This is a genomic window from Chthonobacter albigriseus (assembly GCF_013839445.1).
Lineage (GTDB): Bacteria > Pseudomonadota > Alphaproteobacteria > Rhizobiales > Pleomorphomonadaceae > Chthonobacter > Chthonobacter albigriseus.
The window spans coordinates 61,554-83,533 of record NZ_JACDIT010000010.1; the positions used below are offsets into that span (position 1 = coordinate 61,554).

19 protein-coding genes are annotated in these 21,980 nt (G+C 66.4%); 10 read left to right on the top strand and 9 right to left on the bottom strand.

Features of this window, described 5'->3' with window-relative positions; all coding sequences use genetic code 11:
• Positions 1-34 precede the first annotated feature (34 nt).
• Positions 35-841 (top strand): pentapeptide repeat-containing protein, encoded by an 807-nt coding sequence (locus HZ321_RS19510; RefSeq protein ID WP_181704081.1) that lies wholly within the window; start codon positions 35-37, stop codon positions 839-841.
• Positions 842-874: 33 nt separating this feature from the next.
• Here the strand turns inward: HZ321_RS19510 and HZ321_RS19515 are convergent, their stop codons facing one another.
• On the bottom strand, positions 875-1,453 hold the full coding sequence (locus tag HZ321_RS19515; protein WP_181704082.1) for a YqaA family protein: 579 nt from the start codon (positions 1,451-1,453) through the stop codon (positions 875-877).
• A gap of 275 nt (positions 1,454-1,728) precedes the next feature.
• On the opposite strand from HZ321_RS19515, the gene guaA reads away from it, so the two are divergent.
• Positions 1,729-3,297, top strand: coding sequence for a glutamine-hydrolyzing GMP synthase (gene guaA, locus HZ321_RS19520; protein WP_181704083.1), 1,569 nt, complete (start codon positions 1,729-1,731; stop codon positions 3,295-3,297).
• Between the two features lie 92 nt (positions 3,298-3,389).
• On the opposite strand, the gene HZ321_RS19525 is transcribed toward guaA, so the two are convergent.
• The 3 genes from HZ321_RS19525 to HZ321_RS19535 form a co-directional block, all read right to left on the bottom strand.
• Positions 3,390-4,106, bottom strand: a complete 717-nt coding sequence (locus HZ321_RS19525) for a cation transporting ATPase C-terminal domain-containing protein (protein ID WP_342343883.1) — start codon at positions 4,104-4,106, stop codon at positions 3,390-3,392.
• A gap of 4 nt (positions 4,107-4,110) precedes the next feature.
• On the bottom strand, positions 4,111-4,524 hold the full coding sequence (locus HZ321_RS19530; protein WP_181704084.1) for a cation-transporting P-type ATPase: 414 nt from the start codon (positions 4,522-4,524) through the stop codon (positions 4,111-4,113).
• 112 nt (positions 4,525-4,636) lie between these two features.
• The gene (locus HZ321_RS19535; RefSeq protein ID WP_206682809.1) at positions 4,637-4,828 is read right to left on the bottom strand and encodes a helix-turn-helix domain-containing protein; all 192 of its coding nucleotides are present in this window, start codon (positions 4,826-4,828) and stop codon (positions 4,637-4,639) included.
• A gap of 174 nt (positions 4,829-5,002) precedes the next feature.
• Between HZ321_RS19535 and HZ321_RS19540 the strand changes: the two genes are divergently transcribed.
• Positions 5,003-5,839 carry a universal stress protein gene (locus tag HZ321_RS19540; RefSeq protein WP_181704086.1) on the top strand — a complete coding sequence of 279 codons (837 nt, stop codon included), beginning with the start codon at positions 5,003-5,005 and terminating at the stop codon, positions 5,837-5,839.
• Between the two features lie 558 nt (positions 5,840-6,397).
• Here the strand turns inward: HZ321_RS19540 and HZ321_RS19545 are convergent.
• Complete coding sequence (locus HZ321_RS19545) at positions 6,398-7,420, bottom strand: helix-turn-helix domain-containing protein (protein WP_181704087.1); 1,023 nt, start codon at positions 7,418-7,420, stop codon at positions 6,398-6,400.
• A gap of 134 nt (positions 7,421-7,554) precedes the next feature.
• Between HZ321_RS19545 and HZ321_RS19550 the strand changes: the two genes are divergently transcribed.
• Entirely contained in the window at positions 7,555-8,400 is an 846-nt protein-coding gene (locus HZ321_RS19550) for an alpha/beta fold hydrolase (RefSeq protein ID WP_181704088.1), read from the top strand.
• Positions 8,401-8,587: 187 nt separating this feature from the next.
• Here the strand turns inward: HZ321_RS19550 and HZ321_RS19555 are convergent, their stop codons facing one another.
• Positions 8,588-9,781 carry a methionine gamma-lyase gene (locus tag HZ321_RS19555; RefSeq protein WP_181704089.1) on the bottom strand — a complete coding sequence of 398 codons (1,194 nt, stop codon included), beginning with the start codon at positions 9,779-9,781 and terminating at the stop codon, positions 8,588-8,590.
• Positions 9,782-9,892: 111 nt separating this feature from the next.
• On the opposite strand from HZ321_RS19555, the gene HZ321_RS19560 reads away from it, so the two are divergent.
• The 4 genes from HZ321_RS19560 (at position 9,893) to HZ321_RS19575 (ending at position 15,187) form a co-directional block, all read left to right on the top strand.
• Positions 9,893-10,351, top strand: a complete 459-nt coding sequence (locus tag HZ321_RS19560; protein ID WP_181704090.1) for an Lrp/AsnC family transcriptional regulator — start codon at positions 9,893-9,895, stop codon at positions 10,349-10,351.
• Between the two features lie 184 nt (positions 10,352-10,535).
• Positions 10,536-13,007, top strand: a complete 2,472-nt coding sequence (locus HZ321_RS19565) for a glycoside hydrolase family 2 protein (RefSeq protein ID WP_181704091.1) — start codon at positions 10,536-10,538, stop codon at positions 13,005-13,007.
• A complete protein-coding gene (locus HZ321_RS19570) occupies positions 13,004-14,035 on the top strand; it encodes a LacI family DNA-binding transcriptional regulator (protein WP_181704092.1) in 1,032 nt (343 codons plus the stop codon). The genes HZ321_RS19565 and HZ321_RS19570 overlap by 4 nt, the downstream gene beginning before the upstream one ends.
• Positions 14,036-14,188: 153 nt before the next feature.
• Positions 14,189-15,187: a fumarylacetoacetate hydrolase family protein gene (locus HZ321_RS19575; RefSeq protein WP_181704093.1), complete on the top strand. Its 999-nt coding sequence runs from the start codon at positions 14,189-14,191 to the stop codon at positions 15,185-15,187.
• Between the two features lie 81 nt (positions 15,188-15,268).
• Here the strand turns inward: HZ321_RS19575 and HZ321_RS19580 are convergent, their stop codons facing one another.
• The 3 genes from HZ321_RS19580 to HZ321_RS19590 form a co-directional block, all read right to left on the bottom strand.
• The gene (locus HZ321_RS19580) at positions 15,269-17,719 is read right to left on the bottom strand and encodes a glycogen/starch/alpha-glucan phosphorylase (protein ID WP_244636043.1); all 2,451 of its coding nucleotides are present in this window, start codon (positions 17,717-17,719) and stop codon (positions 15,269-15,271) included.
• A 339-nt stretch (positions 17,720-18,058) separates the two neighbouring features.
• The gene (gene prmB, locus HZ321_RS19585) at positions 18,059-18,970 is read right to left on the bottom strand and encodes a 50S ribosomal protein L3 N(5)-glutamine methyltransferase (RefSeq protein ID WP_342343884.1); all 912 of its coding nucleotides are present in this window, start codon (positions 18,968-18,970) and stop codon (positions 18,059-18,061) included.
• 56 nt (positions 18,971-19,026) lie between these two features.
• Positions 19,027-20,205 carry an aminotransferase gene (locus HZ321_RS19590; RefSeq protein WP_181704095.1) on the bottom strand — a complete coding sequence of 393 codons (1,179 nt, stop codon included), beginning with the start codon at positions 20,203-20,205 and terminating at the stop codon, positions 19,027-19,029.
• A 177-nt stretch (positions 20,206-20,382) separates the two neighbouring features.
• On the opposite strand from HZ321_RS19590, the gene HZ321_RS19595 reads away from it, so the two are divergent.
• Both HZ321_RS19595 and HZ321_RS19600 read left to right on the top strand, forming a co-directional pair.
• Positions 20,383-21,117: an N-acetylmuramoyl-L-alanine amidase gene (locus HZ321_RS19595; protein ID WP_181704096.1), complete on the top strand. Its 735-nt coding sequence runs from the start codon at positions 20,383-20,385 to the stop codon at positions 21,115-21,117.
• Between the two features lie 200 nt (positions 21,118-21,317).
• Positions 21,318-21,953, top strand: a complete 636-nt coding sequence (locus HZ321_RS19600) for a lytic transglycosylase domain-containing protein (protein WP_244636050.1) — start codon at positions 21,318-21,320, stop codon at positions 21,951-21,953.
• The last annotated feature ends 27 nt before the right edge of the window (positions 21,954-21,980 follow it).

Sequence of the window (21,980 nt, forward strand, 5' to 3'; positions counted from 1 at the left end):
CCGTGGTGGGATCACATCCGGAGGAAAATTTCCCATGCGGAACCTGCCAACTCTCGTGGTCGCGTGCGTCGCTGCCGCACTGATCGTTCCGTCCGCCGCCACCAAGGCGCAGGACATGACCAGGTACCTCGACATGTCGTCTCCGGACATGACGACGGCTGAGTTCACTCGCGCCGAGGTGGAAGCCCTTGCCAAGGCGGCAACGGCCGACCAACCGGCCGATTTCAGCGCCCGCCGGCTCAACGGCCTGGACCTCTCCGGCCTCGACCTGACCGGCGCCCTGTTCACCGCAGCCAAGCTGAACGGCACCAGCCTCAGGGATGCCAGTCTCGCCGGCGCCCGGTTCGACCAGGCCTGGATGATCAAGGCCGACCTCTCGGGCGCGGACCTCGCCGGTACCAGCCTGTTCCAGGCACAGATGATGGACGTCAGGGCGGACGGTGCGAACCTCTCCGGCTCCCGCCTCACGGCCGACCTGTCGCGTGCCAGCCTGAAGGGCGCGAACCTATCCGGCGCGGATCTCTCGGCCGACATGAAGAACCAGTCGATGGGGATGATGCGCGCGGTGCTGAACTCCGCCAATCTCACCGGCGCCGATCTTTCGGGCGCGAACCTGTCCCGCGTGGCCGCCGAGTTCGCCAAGTTCCGCGATGCCCGGCTCACCGGCGCCAACATGATGCAGCTGGAAGCAGCCGGCGCCGACTTTCAGGGTGCCGATGTGACAGGCGCCAACATCATGGGCATGGACGTGAAGTCCGCCCGGCTCGTCGGCTGGATGGGCGAGGACAAGGCCATGGGCGGGGACATGCTGAAGCACGCCAACGAGGCGTTTCGAAAGTGAGGGCAGGGCGAACGCTCTGCGTCCACCTGCCGATCAGATGTAGCGGACCACCACGAAACCGCCGACGATCACCACCGCCAGGCCGAGCATCACCCATTCCAGCCGGTTCTCGATGAAATCCCGGATCGGCTCGCCGTAGCGCCGGAGCAGCGCCGCCACCAGGAAGAACCGCGCGCCGCGCGTGATGACGCTGAGCACGACGAAGAGCCCGAAGTTGTAGTGTGCGAACCCCGATGCGATCGTCACCAGCTTGTAGGGGATCGGCGTCAGCCCCTTGATGAGGATGATCCAGGCGCCCCACTTGGCATAGGCGCTCTGGAACGAACCAAGGTCGTCGCCGAGGCCGTAGGCCGCGATCAGCCATTGGCCGAGCGAATCGAACAGCATCACGCCGATCAGGTAGCCGAGGATGCCGCCCACCACGGATGCCGCTGTGCAGAGCGCGGCATAGGCGTAGGCCTTCTCCGGCTTGGCCAGCACCATCGGCACCAGCATCACGTCGGGCGGGATCGGGAAGAACGAGCTTTCTGCGAACGAGACGATCCCGAGCGCGCGCGGCGCATGCCGCCCGGCGGCCAGCGACATGGTCCAACCGTACATCTGTCGCAGCATGAAGCGCTCCGCAAAGCCCGAGGTGATCGAAAATGAAACAGGACGGCAATCGACGAAGGCCTGACTAGCCCTCCGTGAGGCCAGACGCAAGCTGCGGGCCGACACGGATCCCGGCTGCCGCGCTTGCGCCGGGACGGGCTGCAGCCCAGGCCGGCGATGCCGGCCGCCGCGTTGTTTTCCCTTGCCCCGCGCGCCGTCACGGCTTATCGCATCTCGGCATTCCAAGGTTCGCGCGGCGCCCGCCGCTTCGTCCGCACGAGGGGTGCCCCATTCCCATGACCGCCCACGATTCCCTGCTCATCATCGATTTCGGCAGCCAGGTGACTCAGCTGATCGCCCGGCGCGTGCGCGAGGCAGGGGTCTATTGCGAGATCCACCCGTTCCAGCACGCCCGCGAAGCCTTCCTGAAGCTGAAGCCGAAGGGCGTGATCTTTTCCGGCGGCCCGGCGTCCGTCACGGCGGAGGCCAGCCCGCGCGCGCCGCAGGAGGTGTTCGACAGCGGCGTGCCCATCCTCGGCATCTGCTACGGCCAGCAGACGCTCTGCGTCCAGCTCGGCGGCACCGTAGAGGGCGGACATGCCGCCGAGTTCGGCCGCGCCGACGTGGAGATCAAGCGGGCGAGCCCGCTCTTCGAGGGCCTCTGGGAGGTCGGCGGACGCTATCCCGTCTGGATGAGCCACGGCGACCGCGTGACGCGACTGCCCGACGGATTCGAGGTCGTTGCCACCTCCGAGAACGCGCCCTTCGCCATCGCAGTCGACGAGAAGCGCCGCTACTACACCACCATGTTCCACCCCGAGGTGGTGCACACGCCCGACGGCGCCAGGCTGCTTTCCAACTTCGTCCACCGCATCGTCGGCCTCAAGTCCGACTGGACCATGGCCGCCTATCGCGCCGAGATGATCGCCAAGATCCGCCAGCAGGTGGGCGGTGGCCGCGTGCTCTGCGGCCTTTCCGGCGGCGTCGACTCATCGGTGGCGGCCGTGCTGATCCACGAGGCGATCGGCGACCAGCTGACCTGCGTCTACGTCGACCACGGCCTGATGCGGCTCGGCGAGAGCGAGCAGGTGGTCGGCATGTTCCGCGACCACTACAACATCCCGCTCGTCCACGTGGACGCCTCCGAGCTCTTCCTGACCGAACTCGCCGGCGTGGTCGATCCCGAGGTGAAGCGCAAGACCATCGGCCGCCTCTTCATCGAGGTGTTCGAACGGGAGGCGCACCGCATCGCCGAGGACGGCCGCGGCCCGCTCGCCTTCCTCGCCCAGGGCACGCTCTATCCCGACGTGATCGAGAGCGTCTCCTTCTCCGGCGGCCCCTCGGTGACGATTAAAAGCCACCACAACGTCGGTGGCTTGCCCGAGCGCATGAACATGAAGCTGGTGGAGCCGCTGCGCGAGCTCTTCAAGGACGAGGTCCGCGCCCTCGGCCGCGAGCTCGGCCTGCCCGAGAGCTTCATCGGTCGCCATCCCTTCCCCGGCCCAGGCCTCGCCATCCGCTGCCCCGGCGGCATCACCCGCGAGAAGCTAGACATCCTCCGGAAGGCCGACGCCATCTATCTCGACGAAATCCGCAAGGCGGGCCTCTACGACACCATCTGGCAGGCCTTCGCCGTGCTCCTGCCGGTGCAGACCGTCGGCGTCATGGGCGACTACCGTACCTACGACTTCGTCCTGGCGCTCCGCGCCGTCACCTCCGTCGACGGCATGACCGCCGACTTCTACCCCTTCGACATGGCCTTCCTCGGCCGCGCCGCCACGCGCATCATCAACGAGGTGAGGGGGGTGAATAGGGTCGTCTACGACGTGACGAGCAAGCCGCCGGGGACGATCGAGTGGGAGTGATTTTTGGCCACATAGGGCGCTATTGACTACGCGGAGGATCGGTCAGGGCTCAAAGCTGGGAAGACCGCCGGCCTTGTACGTGACCGCCCCGCCTAACCCAGAGCCCGGGCCGCCCTGCGCCCGTTCAGCCCAAGCCTGATCTGCTTTTCGATCTCGATGAGGCAGAAAAACGCCGCGCCGACCGCGACGATCAGTAAACCGTCCATGAGCGGCACAGACCGCGTTCCCAACACCTGCTGCAAAGGCGGCAGGTACGTGACGCCGAACTGAGCGAGCGTTATGGCGACCACCACGGCCCAGACCACCTTGGTGCCGCGCACCGCCTTCCAGGTCAGCGAAGTACCGTGAATGTTGCGGATGAAGAACAGGTGGAAGATCTCGAGAACCACGAGCGAGTTCATGGCCATGGTCTGCGCGAGTGGCAGCGAATAGCCCTTGTCGATCGCGTAGGTGAACACTCCGAATACGGCAGCCAGGAACAGCAGCGCAACCAGTACAACGTGCCAGACGAGTTCATCGGACAACAGCGGCGCGTCGCGGCGACGTGGTGGACGGGCCATCGTTCCGGCCTCGGTCGGCTCGAACGCGAGAGCAATCCCAAGAGTGACTGCCGTTATCAGGTTCACCCATAAGATCATCAGGGGAGTGAGCGGTAGCGCAAGCCCCGCGATGAGTGCGATGACAACCACGATCGCTTCACCTGCATTGGTGGGCAGGGTCCAACTGATGACCTTCTTCAGATTGTCGTAGACGGTACGCCCTTCGCAGACGGCCGCCGCTATGCTGGCGAAGTTGTCATCGGACAGCACGATGTCAGCGGCTTCTTTGGCGGCCTCGGAACCCTCGAAGGACGGCGGCGCGCGGCGCCAGCATGCTGCGGATCGCGGCCATCGCCGCTTCCGCCTTGCCCTCCTGGATGAAACCGATCACGGCGTTGGCCAATACCACGGCCAGAATCACCCCGGTATCGACCCAATGTTGCAGGGCCGCCGTCACCACGGCCGCGCCGATCAGGACATAGATCAACACGTTATGGAATTGGGCGATGAACCGTCCCAGAGGCCCACGTGGCCGCTCCTGGGGCAGGCGGTTCGGCCCATGGTGGGCCAGCCGGCGTTCTGCCTCTGCCCCGCTAAGGCCAATCTCGCTCGAAGCAAGCTCGGTCAGGCACGCGTCGGCGGGGAGGGCATGGATGCGGGCCGCGCGAAGATCGGCGGGTCGGTTCATGTCCACTCCTTTTTTGATCTGGCCAGGGGTCCGTCAAGCCCAACAGTTCGGCTGTCCTGCAGCTGCTGGGAACTGCAGTGCGCCGGAGGGCTAGGTTGAGACCTCGGCCCGCTCAGGGGTCGATCGTCTGATCGGTTCCCGCCATCGGCCGTGGGGCAGTCTCGTGCCGCAGGAGAAAACCTCGGAGATCGGAATCCGCGATCCGCCAGCCCTTGCCGATGTCGATGGCCCGCAACTCGCCTGATCGGATCCAATGGCGCACCGTGGCCTCTGCAACCTTCAGCCGATCCGCCACGTCTTTCACGGTCTGATATGCATCCTGCGGCATCGTTTTACTGCCCGTCTGACCTTTGGCGCAGAATAGCGAAGGATGTCGAAGTTTGGTTGATCCAGATCAAACCCGACGTCTGTCGGATATGTCTTGATCATACAGAGACGATGAAGCTCATCCGAAGCGTATCTGCTGAAAGGAGATGGAATGCCCGTCAGACGCATCGCCTACCTGCCCTTGAACAGCTATCCGGAAGCCGTCGCCGAAGACGCGCTAAGAGCGACCGTGGGGTTCGCAGTACCTCTGGGTGTTGCCTTGCACGTCACCACGTTTGCGGTGGACATCCCGAAGATCACGTCGCCCCTCGCCGGGCTGATGCTGGACGTTCCCGGAATGGTTCGTGCCGCCGAGGAGCACAGCCGCGACGACTGCCGCCGCCTCGGGGATATCGCGCGGGCGGTGGGAGCACCGGAGGGACTGACGCTATCGGAGCGTACGCTCGTGCTCGGTGCCGCACTCGACGCCGCAGCTCAAGAAGCACGCTACTTCGACCTTTCGCTGCTCCCGTGGTCCAGAGAAAGTCAGTCAACCCGGGATATGGCGGAAGCCGTCGTGTTCGGCTCCGGCCGACCCGCTATCCTGGTGCCGCCGTCTGCACAGGCAGAGAAAATCGACCACCTTGCCGTCGCCTGGGACGGTAGCCGGGTTGCATCTCGCGCCCTTGGAGATGCGCTCGCACTGCTGCGAGACGGTGGCCGCATCACGGTGCTGACCGTCAAGGACGAGAAGCCGCTGACTGGGCGTGCTATCGCCGGCACCCTGGCAACTTGTCTGGAGAACAGGGGTTTCGTGGCCCAGCCTGCGGAAATTGATCTGCGCGGGCGCCCGATTGGCGAGGTCTTGCAGGACGAGGCTCTAAAGGCCGGCGCATCCCTTCTGGCCATGGGCGGCTTTGGTCATTCTCGCCTGCGCGATTTCATCCTCGGAGGTGCAACCGCCGAGGTATTCGCTGACCTTCGCCTGCCGGTCCTGCTTTCGCACTGAATCGCCCACGACGCGGGCAGAACGCTGCAGAGAGGGGCAAGATGATTGGTCATCGCCGGCCGGGTTCTCCACGTCACCGCTGAACTGTAAGCCGGCAGGCCGTCAGCAGCGCGATTTAAAATGCAAGCTGGGCAACTACGGTCGCGACCCGACTTTCCTCCGCCATGCAGGTTATGCGAAGCCCGGTTTGCCACTCGAATCTTCAAAGCCGTAGGGATCCCCGCCCAGCTTTGGCGCGAGCTGGACGAAGGCGACGAGGCACTTCACGGGCTGCATCCATACGAGGGAAGCGACAGATAGTCGTTCGCCGTGAAGGCGGCCGGCAAGGCGATCATCATCGGTGTCTGCGACCAGGACCAGCAGCCACCCGCGACGAAGAGGCGGCCGTTGTTTCCTGAATGGTTGAAAACAGTCGGAGCACTGACGCTCGCGCGCGCTGCATTGCCTTCGAAACTGGCTCGTTCTCGTCCGACTACGGGAAAAGGTCTGCGCTCCGGCGAGAATTCCCGTCTGACGCCGGCTGGCCGGGCGTCCCGTCTCATCCGCCGCCGTCGCCCCTCACCGGTGTGATCGCGCCCCGTAGCCCGCCTTCAGCCGGGTTTCCGACGGCCGCTCGCCGAACAACGCCTGATACTGGGTGGAGAACTGGCTCCAGTTCCAGAACTCGTGGCGCGCGGCGATGTCACCGATCGAGGTGCCGAACTGCCGGGAATCGCGCAGCGCCTTGCGGGCGAGGTGCAGCCGCAGGACGCGATGATAGGTGAGTGGTCCGATCTCGACCTGATCGGAGAAGCTGGTTTCGACGACCCGGCGCCCGCCCACTCCCGAAGCGGCCAGCAGGTCGTCCATGCTGCGGATATCGTCCCACTTCTCATGGATCACCGTGCGCAGCGCAACGAACCGGTCGAAGGACGGCGGCACCGGCCTGTTCTGGAATTCGGTCCGCCCGACGAGTTCCAGCGACAGCTTGGACACCAGGCCCGTCAGGAGATCCCGACCGATCGACCAGGGCTCCACCGAGTCCTCGCCGCGGAAATGCACCGCCTGCAGGGCCTGCACCGCGTCTTCGCGGATCCGGCGGGAAAGCTGCGGGGCCCTCAGCAGGCGCACGCCTCCGTGCATCGCCGAGAACCACTCCGACACGATGCTCGTCGGACCGGCCGCCCGCTCCATCTCGCCCCGTTCGATCACGATCGCCAGAATGGCGCCGTTCGGGGGGCTGCGCAGGTGAAGCGCGGCGCCCGGCGAGGCGATCATCACGCCATCCGGTCCGAAATCGACACCGTTCAGTCGGAACGGAACCCCGTCGCTGACCGCGACGCTGACGGCATAGGCGTCCCTGGCACAGGCGATCGATTGCTCGAGTGCCTGGGTGCTCTGTTCCAGATGCAGGGACAGTCCGGGTCCGAGAAAGCACGAGACGAAACGCCCGCGAAACGGCCCCGGCGTCAGTTGCAGGTAGGTCTGATCGAACCCGACAAGCCTTTCCGCCTGCTGGTCGAAGTCCTCGTACTGGGCATCCAGGATCACCGCGGGGTTTGCGCAAAGCAGATGACCTGGCAGGCATCCGTTTGACAGCACGCGATTTTCCGCCGGGCTCTTCATCGGACGACCCTTCGCAAGCCCGCTAACGGGGGGCGGTTTTCCCGACCTATCCTAGTCCCGCCTCCGCATCCGCAAAAGAGGCAAGGTTCCTGCCACAGAAGAGGTACGACATGTTGAAGTTCCTTGCGGCCGCTATGATCCTCGGATCTGCGACCATCGCCTCCGCCGAGGAGGCGTGGCTCTCGATCCCGGCGCCGCCCGCCATGCCGGCCGCGTCCTCCAGCGGCATGGCGCAGGTGAACGGCATCTCGATGTACTATGCGACCTATGGCGACGCCGGCGGCACCCCGGTGCTGCTGATCCACGGCGGGCTGGGGCACGCCGACCTGTGGGCGAACCAGGTGGCGGATCTCTCCAGGGATCACCGGGTCATCGTCGCCGACACCCGCGGCCACGGCCGTTCGACCAACGACGGCAGCGACTACTCGATCGAACTCCTGGCGAAGGATTATCTGGCTCTGCTGGACAGTCTCGACATCGACCGCGTCGATCTGGTGGGATGGTCGGATGGCGCGAACATCGGCTACGAGGTCGCCAAGACCGCGCCCGGCCGACTGTCCAGCCTGTTTGCCCATGCCGGCAATGTCACGCTCGCCGGCGTCGATCCGTCGGTGGAGAGCGATGCGGTCTTCGGCAGCTACATCGGCATGATGGCAACCGACTACGCGCGCCTGTCGCCGACCCCGGACGGGTTCGAAGCCTTCGTCGGCGCAATCTCGAAGATGTGGTTCGCCGACAAGCCCGATGGGCTGGAATTGCTGAAGTCGGTGACCGTTCCGACCCTCGTGGTCCAGGGCGAGCACGACGAGGCGATCCTGGCCGAACATTCCGCCGCCATCGCCGCTGCCATCCCGGGTGCCAAACTGCTGACCCTGAAGGGCGTCAGCCATTTCGCCATGCTGCAGGATCCCGCCGGCTACACGGCGGCAATCCGGGCTTGGGTCGACCGGCCGTGACGGCGCAAGCCTGAAAGCCCGGTGCCCGGCGATCCGGCGGCCACCCCGGACCGCCGGGCCCCTTGTACGAGCGGCACCGGTCGGCGTTGCCTCTGCCGGTGACGCCGGTCCGATGCTCCGCCCCGGTGATCGCCGGATCGGACCGCCCCGAAGGGCATCTCCGGGCCGGCGACGGCGCGCCAGGCCTTCAGGCATTGTGCGCGGCCAGCGCCCGCATCAGGTCGTCGAGAATGTCCTCGACCCCTTCCAGCCCGACGGACAGCCGCACCAAGCCTTCGGCGATGCCGTGGGTGGCGCGCTCCTCGGGCGTGTAGGTCGAATGGGTCATGCTCGCCGGATGCTGGATCAGGCTTTCGGCGTCCCCGAGGCTCACGGCCCGCTGGATGAGACCGAGCCGGTTCATCATGGCGATACCGCCGGCCTTGCCGCCCACCACCTCGAAGGGGATCATCCCTCCGAAACCGGACATCTGCCGCCGCGCGAGACCGGACTGCGGAAAGCTCGCCAGACCCGGGTAGTGCACGCATTTCACCGCGGGATGCTGCTCCAGCGCATGCGCGACGATCAGTGCCGAAGCCGAATGCCGCTGGACCCGCAGGTCGAGCGTCTTCAGCCCCCGCAGGATCAGCATGGCGCTGAACGGCGACATCACTGCGCCGGTCATGTCCTTGATCCCGACCAGCCGGATGCGGGCGATGTCGTCGGCGGTGCCGACGATCAGCCCAGCCACCACGTCGCCGTGTCCGCTGAGGAATTTCGTGGCCGAATGCACCACGATGTCGGCGCCGTGCTCGATCGGGCGGGTCAGGACCGGCGTCGCATAGGTGTTGTCGACGACGACCCTGGCCCCGTGCCGGTGGGCGATCTCGGCCACGGCGGCGATGTCGACGAGGCGATTGTTGGGGTTGGCGGGCGTTTCGAAGTAAACGATCCGCGTCTTCGGGCCGATCGCCTCGGCGAGGTTCGACGGATCGGACAGATCCACCGGCCGCACCCGGACGCCGAAGCGTGGGAGGCCGTGGGTCAGGAATGCGAAGGTGCAGCCGTAGAGCGTCTTGTCGAGGATCACCTCGTCGCCCGCCTCCAGGAAGGACCAAAGCGTCGCCGTGATCGCCCCCATGCCCGATGCGGCGCAGAGTCCCGCTTCGGCTCCTTCCAGATCGGCGATCCGCCTTTCCAGGTATTCGAGCGTCGGATTGGAGATCCGGCTGTAGAAATGTCCCTCCACCTCGCCCGCGAACATCGCGCCGCCGGCCTCCGCCGTCGGGAAACTGAAGGTGGACGACAGAAAGAGCGGCGGGTTCAGGGCACCCTGATGCAGCCGTGCGTCGTAGCCGTGATGAATGGCGCGCGTGGCGAGGCTTCGGGGTCGATCTTCCATGGCAGTCCTCCTGAGAGCTGCCGCCATCCTGCGCTTGCCGTCGGCGCAGTTGATTGCTTTTCATGCTGCAATCATCTTCGTTGGTGGCATTAAATGCCAAGGAGAGGGAATATGGATGCCAAGGATCGTCAAATTCTCCGCGCCCTGCAGCGCAACGCGCGCGCAACGAACCTGGAGATCGCGGCGGAGGTGAACCTGTCTCCCTCGCCCTGCCTGCGGCGCATCCGCCTCCTGGAGGAAAGCGGTGCCATCCAGGGCTATCGCGCGATGGTGGACGCCCGCGCCTACGGGCTGCCGGTCACGGTGTTCATCCGGATCCGTCTCGAGAACCATGGTGCCGAAACCGTCCGCCACTTCGAAACCCGCGTCCGTGCGCTCGAGCAGGTCCTGGAATGTCATCTGATGACCGGTCCGGCCGACTATCTGCTGCGGGTCATGGTCGCGGGGCTCGACGACTACGAGGACTTCATCCGCAACCGGGTTCATTCCATCGGCGGCATCAGTTCGATCGACAGCAGCTTCGTCTACGGGACGATCAAGAACACGGGCGTGTTTCCCCCGCTGGATTGACCACGGCAAGCCGGGCGCCGCGTTTTCCGGCAGAGCCGCCTCCGCTCCGGGGAAGCGGGAACCCCGGCCCGATCCTACATCATGGAAAAGCGGGGGAAGTCTCCGTCCTCCGGATGATTCTCCCGCCGTGACCGGAACCAGGTGTATCGATACACTTGACCGTTCCACTGGCGATCGTGCAACCATGCGCCCCATACTCTGGCAGAATTGGATGATGGGCATGGAGACGGGAGCGGGCGCGGTTCGCCTGAACGAGGACTGGGTTCTCCACGTCGCGGACTCCCGGCTGCCGCTGGAATTTCCCGCCGACATCCACTCCGTTCTCCTTGCCGCCGGTGAGATCCCAGACCCCTACTGGCGCGATACCGAGCCCAGTCTCGATTGGGTCCACCAGCGCGACTGGGTGGTGTCGCGCAGCTTCGACGTCGCCGCGGCCCTGGACGGGACGTGGACGCTTACCGTCCCGACGATCGACTGTTTCGCTACCGTTCGCCTCAACGGAGTGGTGGTGGGCCGCACCGAGAGCCAGTTCGTCCGCTACGACCTCGACGTCACCGGCGCCCTCCGGGAGGGCCGCAATGACCTGGAGATCACCTTCCACTCCGCCACGGCGGTCGCGGCGGAGAAGCGCGACGCGTTTCCCTTCGCGCTGCCCTACCTCACCGGCAACTGCCGCATCGGCCACGTCAACTTCCTGCGCAAGACCGCCTGCCACGCCGGCTGGGACTGGAACATCGCCCTGATGCCCCTCGGCATCTACGGTGATGTCCTGCTGCGTCGCTCCGCGCTCGCACGCCTCGACGAACTCAAGGTCGTCCAGCATCACGAGGCAGGCAGCGTGACGGTCGAAGTCACGGCCTACCTGCACGGCAACGGTGTCGGCGAAACCGCCGTCGTGATGGACCTGGACGGCCAGGTCGTGGAACGCACCCTGTCCGTCGTCCCCGGCGAGAACCGCCTCGTCGCCAGTTTCGTCATCGACGAGCCACGGCTCTGGTGGCCGGCCGGCCACGGCGAACAGCCGCTCTACGATCTGACGGTACACTGCGACGGGCAGGCGCTCACCCGCCGGATCGGCCTGCGGACCGTCCGCCTGATCACCGAGCCGGACGAGGTCGGCGCGAGGTTCGCCTTCGCCGTGAACGGCCGCGAGATCGTCATGCGCGGGGCGAACTGGATCCCGGCCGACGCGCTGCCGGCCCGCTGCACGCCCGACGTGGTGCGCGACCGCCTGCAGTCGGCCCGCGACGTCCATATGAACATGATCCGCATCTGGGGCGGTGGCCAGTACGAGCCGGACTGGTTCTACGACCTCTGCTCCGAGATGGGCATCATGGTCTGGCACGACTTCATGTTCGCCTGCAATCACTACCCGGGCGCCGACAACCGCTGGCTGAAGCTGGTGCGGCTGGAGGCCCGCCAGCAGATCCGCCGACTGTCGTCCCAGCCCTCGATGGCGCTCTGGTGCGGCGACAACGAACTGGTCGGGGCGTTGCGCTGGTTTCCCGAAACTCGGGCCGATCGGGACCGCTACCTCGCCAACTACGACCGGCTCAACCACGCGCTGGAGGAGTGCTTCGAGGACGAGGCGCCGGACGTTCCGTTCTGGCCCTCGTCGCCGTCGATCGGCCGCCTGAACTTCGGCGACGGCTGGCACGACGACCGGTCCGGCGACATGCACTTCTGGGACGTCTGGCACTCGGCCAAGGACTTCGAGCACTATCGGACGGTGCAGCCCCGCTTCTGCTCGGAGTTCGGTTTCCAGTCCTTCCCGTCCATGCCCGTCATCGAGAGCTTCACCGAACCGGGCGACCGCAACGTCTCCTCTCGCGTCATGGAGATCCATCAGCGCAACGATGGCGGCAACAGTCGCATCGTCGAGACTCTCGTGCGCTACTTCCCGTTTCCGGATCGCTTCGAAGACATGGTCTGGCTGTCCCAAATCAGCCAGGCGTTGGCCATGAAGACCGCCATCGAATGGTGGCGCAGCCGCAAGCCCCGCAACATGGGCGTGCTCTACTGGCAGCTCAACGATACCTGGCCGGTCGCCAGCTGGGCCAGTCTGGAATACGGCGGCGGCTGGAAGGCCACCCACTATCTCGCCCGCCACTTCATGGCGCCGGTTCTCCTGACCGCCCAGCCGGGACCAGGCGAAACCGTCGGCGTCCACGCCGTCAACGATGGCAACGAGGCGACACGGATCGTCTACCGCCTGTCGCGCCAGGCCTTCGGCGGCGAGCGGACGCTGCTGACGGAATCGACCTGTGAGATCCCGCCCGACCGCGCCGTCGAGATCGCCAGCCTGCCGGCGGGTCGACTGGGCGAGGCCGACTTCCTGCACATCGAATGGACCGACCTGGCCACCGGACTGGACGGCGAGAACACCTTCTTCCCCAACCGCTTCAAGGCCTATGACATCGGCGTTCCAGACGTTTCGATCCGCCGCGAGGGCGACGACCTCATCCTCGTCTCCGATCGGGTCGCGCTGTTCGTCACCGTGGATCTCGGCCGCGCCGATGTGCTCACCGACAACTGCTTCCACCTCTATCCCGGCCGGCCGAAACGGATCGGCATCTATCGCCGCCGCGGGTCGGAGCTGCGCACCGGTTTGCCGGAACCCGAACTGACGTTTCTCCGGTCCGGTCCGCCGCGATGAGACGGCCCATCCAGGGCTTGCAGGACCCCAAACCGGTCACTCTCAAGGACATCGCCGACCACCTCGGCGTGTCCGTGACCACGGTAGCCCGGTCCTTGAAGGACGGTCACAAGATCGGGCCGGAGATGGTCCAGCGCGTCCGCCAGGCCGCCGATCGCCTCGGCTACGTCCGCAATCTCGACGGCGTGAAGCTGCGGACAGGCAAGACGCTGACCATCCTCGCCCAATTCGCGTTCCCGCAGGAGGAGGAGGTCGGCGACGCCGGCGCGCTCGGCCTGCTCGCCGGCATCCACAGCCGCCTCGCCGACACCGACTACACCGTCCGCGTGGTGCCCGCCGTGATCGGCGAGAACAACCTCAAGGCCGTCGTCGACGTGGTCCGCAGCCGGATAGCCGACGGAGTCATCCTCGACCACATCCAACCGCAGGACGACCGGGTCAAGCTGCTGCTGGAATACGGCATTCCCTTCGTCACCTACGGCCGGACCGAACTCCTCACCCAGCACGCCTATTTCGACATCGACAACGAGTTCGCGGCCTGGCAGGGCACTTCCGCGATGATCGGGCAGGGCCACCGGCGCATCGCCTTGGTCGACCTCGACCCCGCCTTCTCCTTCGTCCAGCAGCGCTTGCGCGGCTACCGGCGGGCGTTGCAGGAAGCCGGCCTCCCGTTCGACCCGGCGCTCGTCGCTCATGTCCAGCCGGATCCAGCGGCCGCGCGCGAGGCGGCCCAGCGATTGACCTCCGCCGACAATCCCGACGCCTTCGTCTGCACGAACGAGACCGTCTACCTCGGCGTCCGTGCCGGCGTCCGGAGCGCCGCCGCCGGGCACAGCCAGCGCGTCGGATTCTCCGTCAGGACAGGAACGAACATCGGCGCCTATCTCGGTTCCCGCATGACGGCGTCCCACTATTCGCGCATCCGGTCCGGCTACCAGCTCGCCGAACTCCTGCTGCAGCGCCTGGACGGCCGGCCGGCGGACGAACTGCAGGTGCTCGCCCGGACCGAGCTGCGCGAACCGTCCTGACCGCCCGGCGTGTGTGGCGGTCCGTGCCTCTCCGTTTCCCGCAGCGGCCCAACGCAATCGCCGCTACACTTGCCCTCGCGGGCGATGGTGTCGACCGCGGCAAGGAGGCCGGCGGCGAACGCCGGTCCGAGCGACGGGAGCGGAGCGGCTGAGATGAAACTGGCAACACTCAAGGACAGGACCCGCGACGGCATGCTCGTCGTGGTCTCTCGCGATCTCACCCGGTTCGTTTCAGCGCGCCCGATTGCCGCCACCCTCCAAGCGGCCCTGGACGACTGGGAACACGCCGCTCCTCGGCTCCTCGATCTCGCGCACGATCTGGAGCTCGGTGCGCTCCCGACGGAACGTTTCCACGAACACCATGCGCGCTCGCCACTGCCGCGCGCCTACCAGCGGATCGACGGAGAGGCCTATGCCGGCCTGGGCAATCCCGACAGTGGCTCCGAAACAGACGGTCCGCGGCTCGTCCAGGCGGCTTCCGACAGCTTCGTCGGCCCGCGGGACCCGATCCTCGCCCCGCCGAATGCCCTCGACATCGACCTTGAAGGCGGCATCGCCGTGCTGACCGGAGACGTCCCCTTAGGTGCCAGCCGCGATGAGGCCGCTGCCGCGATCCGTCTCGTCATGCTGGTCAACGACGTCGGCTTCGGAGGTCCGGCGGCGGATCGCTTCGCTCAAGCGGGCGGGCGGCTCCCATTCAGCCTCGCGGCCTTCTCGCCGGTCGCGGTCACGCCAGACGAACTCGGCCCGGCCTGGGACGGCGGCAAGGTGGACCTGCCGCTTCTCGTCTCCATCAACGGCAAGCCCTTCGGAAAGCCCAATGCCGCCCGTGACGTGAGGTTCGACGCCCCGGCCCTGATCGAGCACGCCGCCCGGACCCGCCCGCTCGGCGCCGGAAGCATCATCGGCTCCGGACCTGTTTCGAACCGGGGCGTCGACGGCGGTCCGGGCCAGCCGCTCGAACAGGGCGGCGTCGGATTCGCCAGCATCGCCGCACGGCGCCGTGCGGAAACGATGGTCGCCGGCGCCCCCGCCACGGCATTTCTGGCAGCCGGGGATACGGTCCGCATCGAGATGAAGGACAAGGCGGGGCACTCGATCTTCGGGGCGATCGAGCAGAGTGTCGCGCAGGCAGGGGACGCCGCCGTCTGAACGACCCTCTGCGAAGGCCTCACCCGCCGGGCCGGCGTCGCCGGCCCGCGGGCTGCCGTCGCGATCGAACCGACCTCGGAATCAGGTCGTCTCCACGCCCCAGACGTCCTTGGCGTAGCCGCGGATCGTGCGGTCGCTGGAGAACCAGCCGACCTGGGCGGTGTTGAGGATCGCCCGTTCCGCCCACCGCGTCGCGTCCCGGTAATCCAGGTCCACGTCCCGCTGGCGCTGGAAATAGGCCTGGAAGTCGGCCGTCACCAGGAACCAGTCGGTGTTGTAGAGCCGGTCCGCGATCTGGTGGAAGCGGCCGTGGTCGTCGGGGGAGAACTCGCCGGCCACCATCGCATCGATCGCGGCCTTCAGGGTCGGATCGCCCTCGATCGTCGCCCGCGCGTTGTAGCCGCGGGTGCGGATGTCCGCCACGCTGTCGGCGGTCAGGCCGAAGATGTAGATGTTGTCCGGCCCCACGCGCTCGCCGATCTCCACGTTGGCGCCGTCCAGCGTGCCGATGGTCAGCGCGCCGTTGAGCGCCAGCTTCATGTTGCCGGTGCCGGAGGCCTCCATGCCGGCCGTCGAGATCTGCTCCGACAGGTCGGCTGCCGGGATGATGATCTCGGCCAGCGAGACGTTGTAGTTCGGCAGGAACGCCACCTTCAGCCGGTCGCCCACGATCGGGTCGGAGTTGATCGTCCGCGCCACGTCGTTGCCGAGCTTGATGATCAGCTTGGCCATGTGATAGCCGGGCGCCGCCTTGCCGGCGAAGATCTTCACGCGCGGCGTCCACTCCGCGCCCGGCGTGCGCCGGATCGCCTGGTAGAGCGCGATCGTCTCCAGGATGTTCAGGAGCTGCCGCTTGTACTCGTGGATGCGCTTGATCTGCACGTCGAACAGGGCGGACGGATCCACCTTGAGCCCGATCCGCTTCTCGATCTCGTTGGCCAGCCGCACCTTGTTGGCGCGCTTGGCGACGCTGAACTTGTCGCGGAAGGCGCTGTCGGTGGCCAGTGGCACGATCGCCGACAGCTTCTCCAGGTCGTCCACCCAGCCGTCGCCGATGGAGTCCACCAGCAGCTTGCGCAGCCCCGGATTGCACTCGTAGAGCCAGCGCCGCGGCGTGATCCCGTTCGTCTCGTTGACGATCCGGTCGGGATAGAGCGAATGGAAATCGCGGAACACGGTCTGCTTCATCAGGTCCGTGTGCAGCGCCGACACCCCGTTCACCCGGCGCGAGCCGACGAACGCGAGGTTGCCCATCTTGATCTCGCTGCCGTGCTCGATGATCCGGATCGCGTCCAGTGACACCGAGACGTTGCGGCCCTGCACCTCGGCGAGGTGGTGGTAGTCGATCCACTCGATGATCTGCATGTGCCGCGGCAGCACGCGCCGGAACAGACCGACGTTCCAGCGCTCCAGCGCCTCCGGCATCAGCGTGTGGTTGGTGTAGCTGAGGCACTTGCGCGTGATTTCGAAGGCCTCGGGGAACGCCAGGCCGTGTTCGTCCGCCAGGATGCGCATCAGTTCGGCCACCGCGATGGCGGGATGCGTGTCGTTCATCTGGATCGCGACCTGTTCCGGCAGCAACCGGATGTCGTCGAACTCCGAGAGATAGCGCCGCACCAGGTCCTGCAGCGAGGCCGAGGTGAAGAAATACTCCTGCTTCAGCCGCAGTTCCTTGCCTTCCGGCGTGGTGTCGTCCGGATAGAGCACGCGGCTGATGGTTTCCGCCTTGATGCTCTTCTCCGCCGCCGACACGTAGTCGCCGTGGTTGAAGCGCCGCAGGTCGAGCACCTCCACAGGCTTGGAGGCCCAGAGCCGCAACGTGTTGACGTGAACGCCCTTCCACCCGGTGATCGGCGTGTCGTAGGCGACCGCCAGCACCGTTTCCTCGGCGTGCCAGTAGGTGTGGCCCTGACCGTCGAACGAGATATGTCCGCCGAACTTGATCGGGTAGGCGACTTCCAGCCGCTCGAATTCCCAGACGTGACCGGAGACCAGCCAGTCCTCCGGCTCCTCGACCTGCCAGCCGTCGTGGAAGCGCTGGCGGAACAGCCCGTGCTCGTAGCGGATGCCGTAGCCATAGGCCGGGATGCCGACCGTCGACATGGAATCGAGGAAACAGGCGGCCAGGCGGCCGAGGCCGCCGTTGCCCAGCGCCGCGTCGCTCTCCTGGACCACCAGGGAATCGTAGTCGACGCCGAGCGCCTTGGTAGCCTCGCGCGCAGCCGTCTCCAGCTGGAGGTTCGCGACCGCATCGTTGAGCAGGCGGCCGATCAGGAACTCCATGGAGAGGTAGTAGACGCGCTTTCGATGGGCCGAGTATCCGCGCCGGGTGCTCTCGAACCAGGAGTCCACCACATGGTCGCGCACGGCGAGCGCCAGCGCCGTCGCCCAATCGCGGACCGTGGCGTGGCCGGGATCCTTGCCGACCGCGTAGGCCAGCTTTTCCAGGATCGACCGCTTGAGGGCTTCCGCGTCGGTCGCGCGCGGCTCGGCGACGAAGTTCGTCATCTTGGCGTCCGGGTTCACGTTCATTCGCCCACCCCATGGCGGCGGGGAACCGGCCCCTCCGCCCACGAGAAAATTTCAATCTGCCAAGGATACGCGGCGACTGGTTTCGAATTCTCCAGCGTCCGTGAAAATGCTCGTCGGATCGCCGCAATAAATTCGCAAAACGCTATGCATCAACCATGCCGCCTACAGGTGCGGACCCGCGGGCTCAGGATCGATCTACCCACCGACCCGCGCACCTGTCCAGAACCGAGGCGCCGGAACCCTGCATTTACATCCTGAAATCGTTAAAAAAGGGGGTCGAGCCAAACGCTAAGCGCAACTCATGCAAAATACATATACATGCTGCGCATACCGGACGAATCACGCGACGCCGTGAAGGGCCTCGGCGGCAAGCCAGAACACCTCGCCCTCGCTCTCCTCCGTGTCGAGCCAGAAGAAGGGGAGGTCGGCAAATTCGGCCTCCAGGATTTCCCGTCCAGTGCCGATCTCGCACAAGAGCCCGCCGCCGGGATTGAGGTGCGACCCAGCCTGCCTCAGGATCCGGCGCACGATGTCCAGGCCGTCCGGACCGCCGGCGAGCGCCATCTCCGGCTCGTGCCGGTATTCCGCCGGCAACAGGTCCATCGTCTCCTGGTCCACATAGGGCGGATTGGTGATGATCAGGTCGTAGCGCGCGCCACCCAGCGGTTCGAACAGGTCGCCACGGTGCAGCGTCACGCGCTCCGGCGCGAGCTCGGCCACGTTCATCTCCGCCACCGCCAGCGCATCGGGCGAAAGGTCCACCGCGTCCACGTCGGCATGGGGAAACACCCGCGACGCCAGGATCGCCAGGCAGCCAGACCCTGTGCAAAGGTCGAGCACGCTCTCCACCGAGGTCGGATCCTCGATCAGCGTGAAATCGTCGCCGCCGATCAGCTCGGAGAACAGGATCTCGCCGATGAACGAGCGCGGCACGATCACCCGCTCGTCCACGTGGAACGGCACGCCCTGGATATAGGCCCGCTTTACCAGGTAGGGCGTCGGCTTGCGCGTCGTCGCGCGCTCCTCGATCAGGCCGAGGATCCGCTCCCGCTCCGCCCGGGTCAGCCGGGCGTCCATCCACGGATTCACGTCGTCGATCGGCAGCCTGAGGCTCTCCAGCACCAGGAACACGGCATCGTCCACCGTGCCCGACACGCCGTGCCCGGCGAAGAGGCCCGCCTCCTCGAAGCAGGTCACCGCATAGCGGACCAGATCGCGGATCGTCAGAAGGTCGTCGGCAGGCGTCGTCACGGCTTTGTTTCCCAAGCGGCGGTGCGGCCGCCGTTTAGCACGTCCCAATCTCGCCGTCACACCAGCGCGCGGAGACGCTCCGTCACCAGCCGCAGGCTCGCCTCGTCCACGTTGGCGAAGGCGAAGCGCAGGTGCTTCTCCTGTCCCGGCCCGAAGAACGAGCCGGGCAGGGCGAGCACGCCCGCTTCCCGCGCCAACCGTTCGCCCACCGCTTCGCCCGTTGCCTCGAACGGATGCGCCACATAGGCGAAATAGGCCCCGATCGCCGCGATCGACCATCCCGGCGCCCCGGCTACCACCGCGCGGAACACATCCGCGCGCCGGACGATCGTGTCGCGAGTCTGCGCCCGCCACGCCGCGGTTTCGGGAATCGCCCACGCGATCGCCGCCTGCGCGGCGCGCGGCGGGCAGATCTGGACGCAGTCCAGCACCTTGCCGATCTCCTCCATCAGCACCGTCCCGGCGATGATCGATCCCAGCCTGTGCCCGGGGATCGCATAGGCCTTGGAGAAGGAATAGAGCTGGATTACCCGGTCACGCCAGTGTTCCGCAGCGAACAGGGCGTGCGGCGCACCCGCGCCGGCGGGCATGAAGTCGCGATAGGTCTCGTCGAGCACCAGCGCGATGCCAGCCTCCTCGGCAAGCGCCGCGAAAGCGGCGATCACGGCGGCCGGGTAGGTCGCCCCCGTCGGGTTGTTGGGCGTCACCAGCAGGATAGCGCGCGTCTTCGCCGAGATCAGCGCCCGCGCGTCCTCAACCGCCGGCACGAATCCGTTCTCCGGCCGCGCCAGCAGCGGCTTGGCGACGATGCCCAGCATGTCCAGCGTCATCTTGTGGTTGAAGTACCAGGGGGCCGGCAGGATGATCTCGTCGCCGGCCTGCGCCAGCGCCATCGCCGTCACGAAGAAGGCCTGGTTGCAGCCTGCCGTGATCGCGATCTCCGCCGCGATGACGTCGCCGCCGTAGACGGCGTTGACATCGCGGGCGAGCGCCTCGCGCAAGGCAAGGTCGCCGTAGATCGACCCGTAGGTCGCCGCGCTCGCCGTCCGTGCCTCCGCGCCCAGCCGCTCCAAGAGCACGTCCGGCGGTGGATCGCCCGGCACCGCCTGCGCCAGGTTGATCAACTTGCCGAGCCGGCCGTCGTAGGCGCGCGCCCACGCCTGTGCGGCGGGAATAGGCGGCACATCCGTTGCCACCAGCAGCGGATTGACCCTCAAGGCACTGTCGCCAGCCATCTGGTCCTCGTTTCCCATGCGCTTGTCCCGTGCGCCTGTAGCCGCGCGCGGGCGGCCTTCACAGCCGAAGGAAGCACCGGCCATCCCTCATATCAAGCATCCCGACGGTCGAATCTGGCACCCGGCGCAGCGGGATCGTAAGACTGGCCGAGGAATCGCCCCCATGAGGCCCACGCCATGTACAGCTTCCGCCCGTCTCCCAACCACGGTCCAAGGCCGGAGGGCGGGCGCGTCGAACTGCTGATCCTCCATTACACCGGCATGCCCTCGGCGGACGGCGCGCTCGCCTGGCTCTGCGACGAGCGCAGCCAGGTCTCCGCCCACTGGTTCGTCCACGAGGACGGCCGCATCGTCCAGACCGTCGACGAATCCCGCCGCGCCTGGCACGCCGGCGTCTCCTGCTGGCGCGGCATCTGCGACGTCAACGCCCACTCGATCGGGGTGGAGATCGCCAACCCCGGCCATGAGTTCGGCTACCGCCCGTTCCCGGAGCCGCAGATCGACGCCGTCATCGCCCTTTGTCGCGGGATTCTGTCGCGCCACCCGATCGCCCCCCGCGACGTTCTTGCCCACTCCGACGTGGCGCCGACCCGCAAGGAGGATCCGGGCGAACTCTTTCCCTGGCAGCGTCTTGCGGCCGAGGGGATCGGTTTGTGGGCGCCGGCAACCGGAATTTTCTCAGACGAAAGTCTCTGCGAGGGCCATTCCGGGCCCGCGGTCGAACAGCTCCAGTCAAGCTTGGTACAATTTGGATATGATGCGCCTGTCAATGGGATATTCTGTGCGAAGACTGTCGCTGTCGTGACAGCCTTCCAGCGGCATTTCCGCCCCTCGCTCGTTAACGGAATCGCCGACGGGGCCACGCAGAGAACGGTGAAGAACCTTCTCGACGAGGTGGATCGCCTCGCCTGAAGCCTCACAAAAGCCATAATATGTGCCGTTATGGGGCAAGCTTCGCCTTAATTTCGCCGTGGAGCTTAACGATCGTGGCGATTACATGCTTTCCCAGTTCGGCTTTCCCCTGAGGTCGCGAACGGGGCCTTCCAATTTTGGCCGCATTGAGCGGTAAGAAGACCCCCATCAAGACTTATGGATCAATAGGAACAAGACGCATGAAGGACTTGGGTGCTGCGCGCAACGCGCTGCTCGCGGCGGCGATATTCGTCGCTCATATCGCAACGCCGTCGATCGCATCGGCTGCCTCTGAGGGGAAATCATCCCCTGTTCTCGCCTCGGCCAAGACCGGGGAGGCGGGCGAGAAGCCCAGCAGCATCTATGAAATGCTCTATGGGGTGAACGGTTCCCTGTCGCAGGATGCCGAGGTGACCACCGTCCCGGAGAAGGACGCGCCGAAGAGCGCCCGCGGCCTTCCCTCCAGCGAGCTTCGCGCCCTCATCCGCAAGCACGCCAAGGCGAACGGCGTCCCGGTCGAACTGGCCGAGGCCGTCGTCCACGTGGAAAGCCGCTTCAACCCCCGCGCCAAGGGCCGCGCCGGCGAGATCGGCCTGATGCAGATCAAGCCCGCCACCGCCCGCCTGATCGGCTACCGCGGTTCCGCCAAGGGCCTCTACGACCCCGAGACCAACCTCACCTGGGGCATGCTCTACCTGGCGCGCGCCTACCAGCTGGCCGACGGCAACACCTGCGGCGCCATTCTGCGCTACAACGGCGGCCACGCCGCCCGCAAGATGACCAAGCAGGCCCGCGTCTACTGCTCCAAGGTCAACCGCTACGTCGCCTCGCTCTGAGGCGGCCTATTCCAAGACTGTCCACGC

Coding starts and splice junctions, on each gene's coding strand:
- HZ321_RS19600 (WP_244636050.1), top strand. CDS start 21,318: ATGAAGGACTTGGGTGCTGCGCGCAACGCGCTGCTCGCGGCGGCGATA.
- HZ321_RS19580 (WP_244636043.1), bottom strand. CDS start 17,719: ATGAACGTGAACCCGGACGCCAAGATGACGAACTTCGTCGCCGAGCCG.
- HZ321_RS19540 (WP_181704086.1), top strand. CDS start 5,003: ATGCCCGTCAGACGCATCGCCTACCTGCCCTTGAACAGCTATCCGGAA.
- HZ321_RS19595 (WP_181704096.1), top strand. CDS start 20,383: ATGTACAGCTTCCGCCCGTCTCCCAACCACGGTCCAAGGCCGGAGGGC.
- HZ321_RS19530 (WP_181704084.1), bottom strand. CDS start 4,524: ATGAACCGACCCGCCGATCTTCGCGCGGCCCGCATCCATGCCCTCCCC.
- HZ321_RS19590 (WP_181704095.1), bottom strand. CDS start 20,205: ATGGCTGGCGACAGTGCCTTGAGGGTCAATCCGCTGCTGGTGGCAACG.
- HZ321_RS19575 (WP_181704093.1), top strand. CDS start 14,189: ATGAAACTGGCAACACTCAAGGACAGGACCCGCGACGGCATGCTCGTC.
- HZ321_RS19555 (WP_181704089.1), bottom strand. CDS start 9,781: ATGGAAGATCGACCCCGAAGCCTCGCCACGCGCGCCATTCATCACGGC.
- HZ321_RS19560 (WP_181704090.1), top strand. CDS start 9,893: ATGGATGCCAAGGATCGTCAAATTCTCCGCGCCCTGCAGCGCAACGCG.
- guaA (WP_181704083.1), top strand. CDS start 1,729: ATGACCGCCCACGATTCCCTGCTCATCATCGATTTCGGCAGCCAGGTG.
- HZ321_RS19550 (WP_181704088.1), top strand. CDS start 7,555: ATGTTGAAGTTCCTTGCGGCCGCTATGATCCTCGGATCTGCGACCATC.
- HZ321_RS19510 (WP_181704081.1), top strand. CDS start 35: ATGCGGAACCTGCCAACTCTCGTGGTCGCGTGCGTCGCTGCCGCACTG.
- HZ321_RS19515 (WP_181704082.1), bottom strand. CDS start 1,453: ATGCTGCGACAGATGTACGGTTGGACCATGTCGCTGGCCGCCGGGCGG.
- HZ321_RS19565 (WP_181704091.1), top strand. CDS start 10,536: ATGCGCCCCATACTCTGGCAGAATTGGATGATGGGCATGGAGACGGGA.
- HZ321_RS19570 (WP_181704092.1), top strand. CDS start 13,004: ATGAGACGGCCCATCCAGGGCTTGCAGGACCCCAAACCGGTCACTCTC.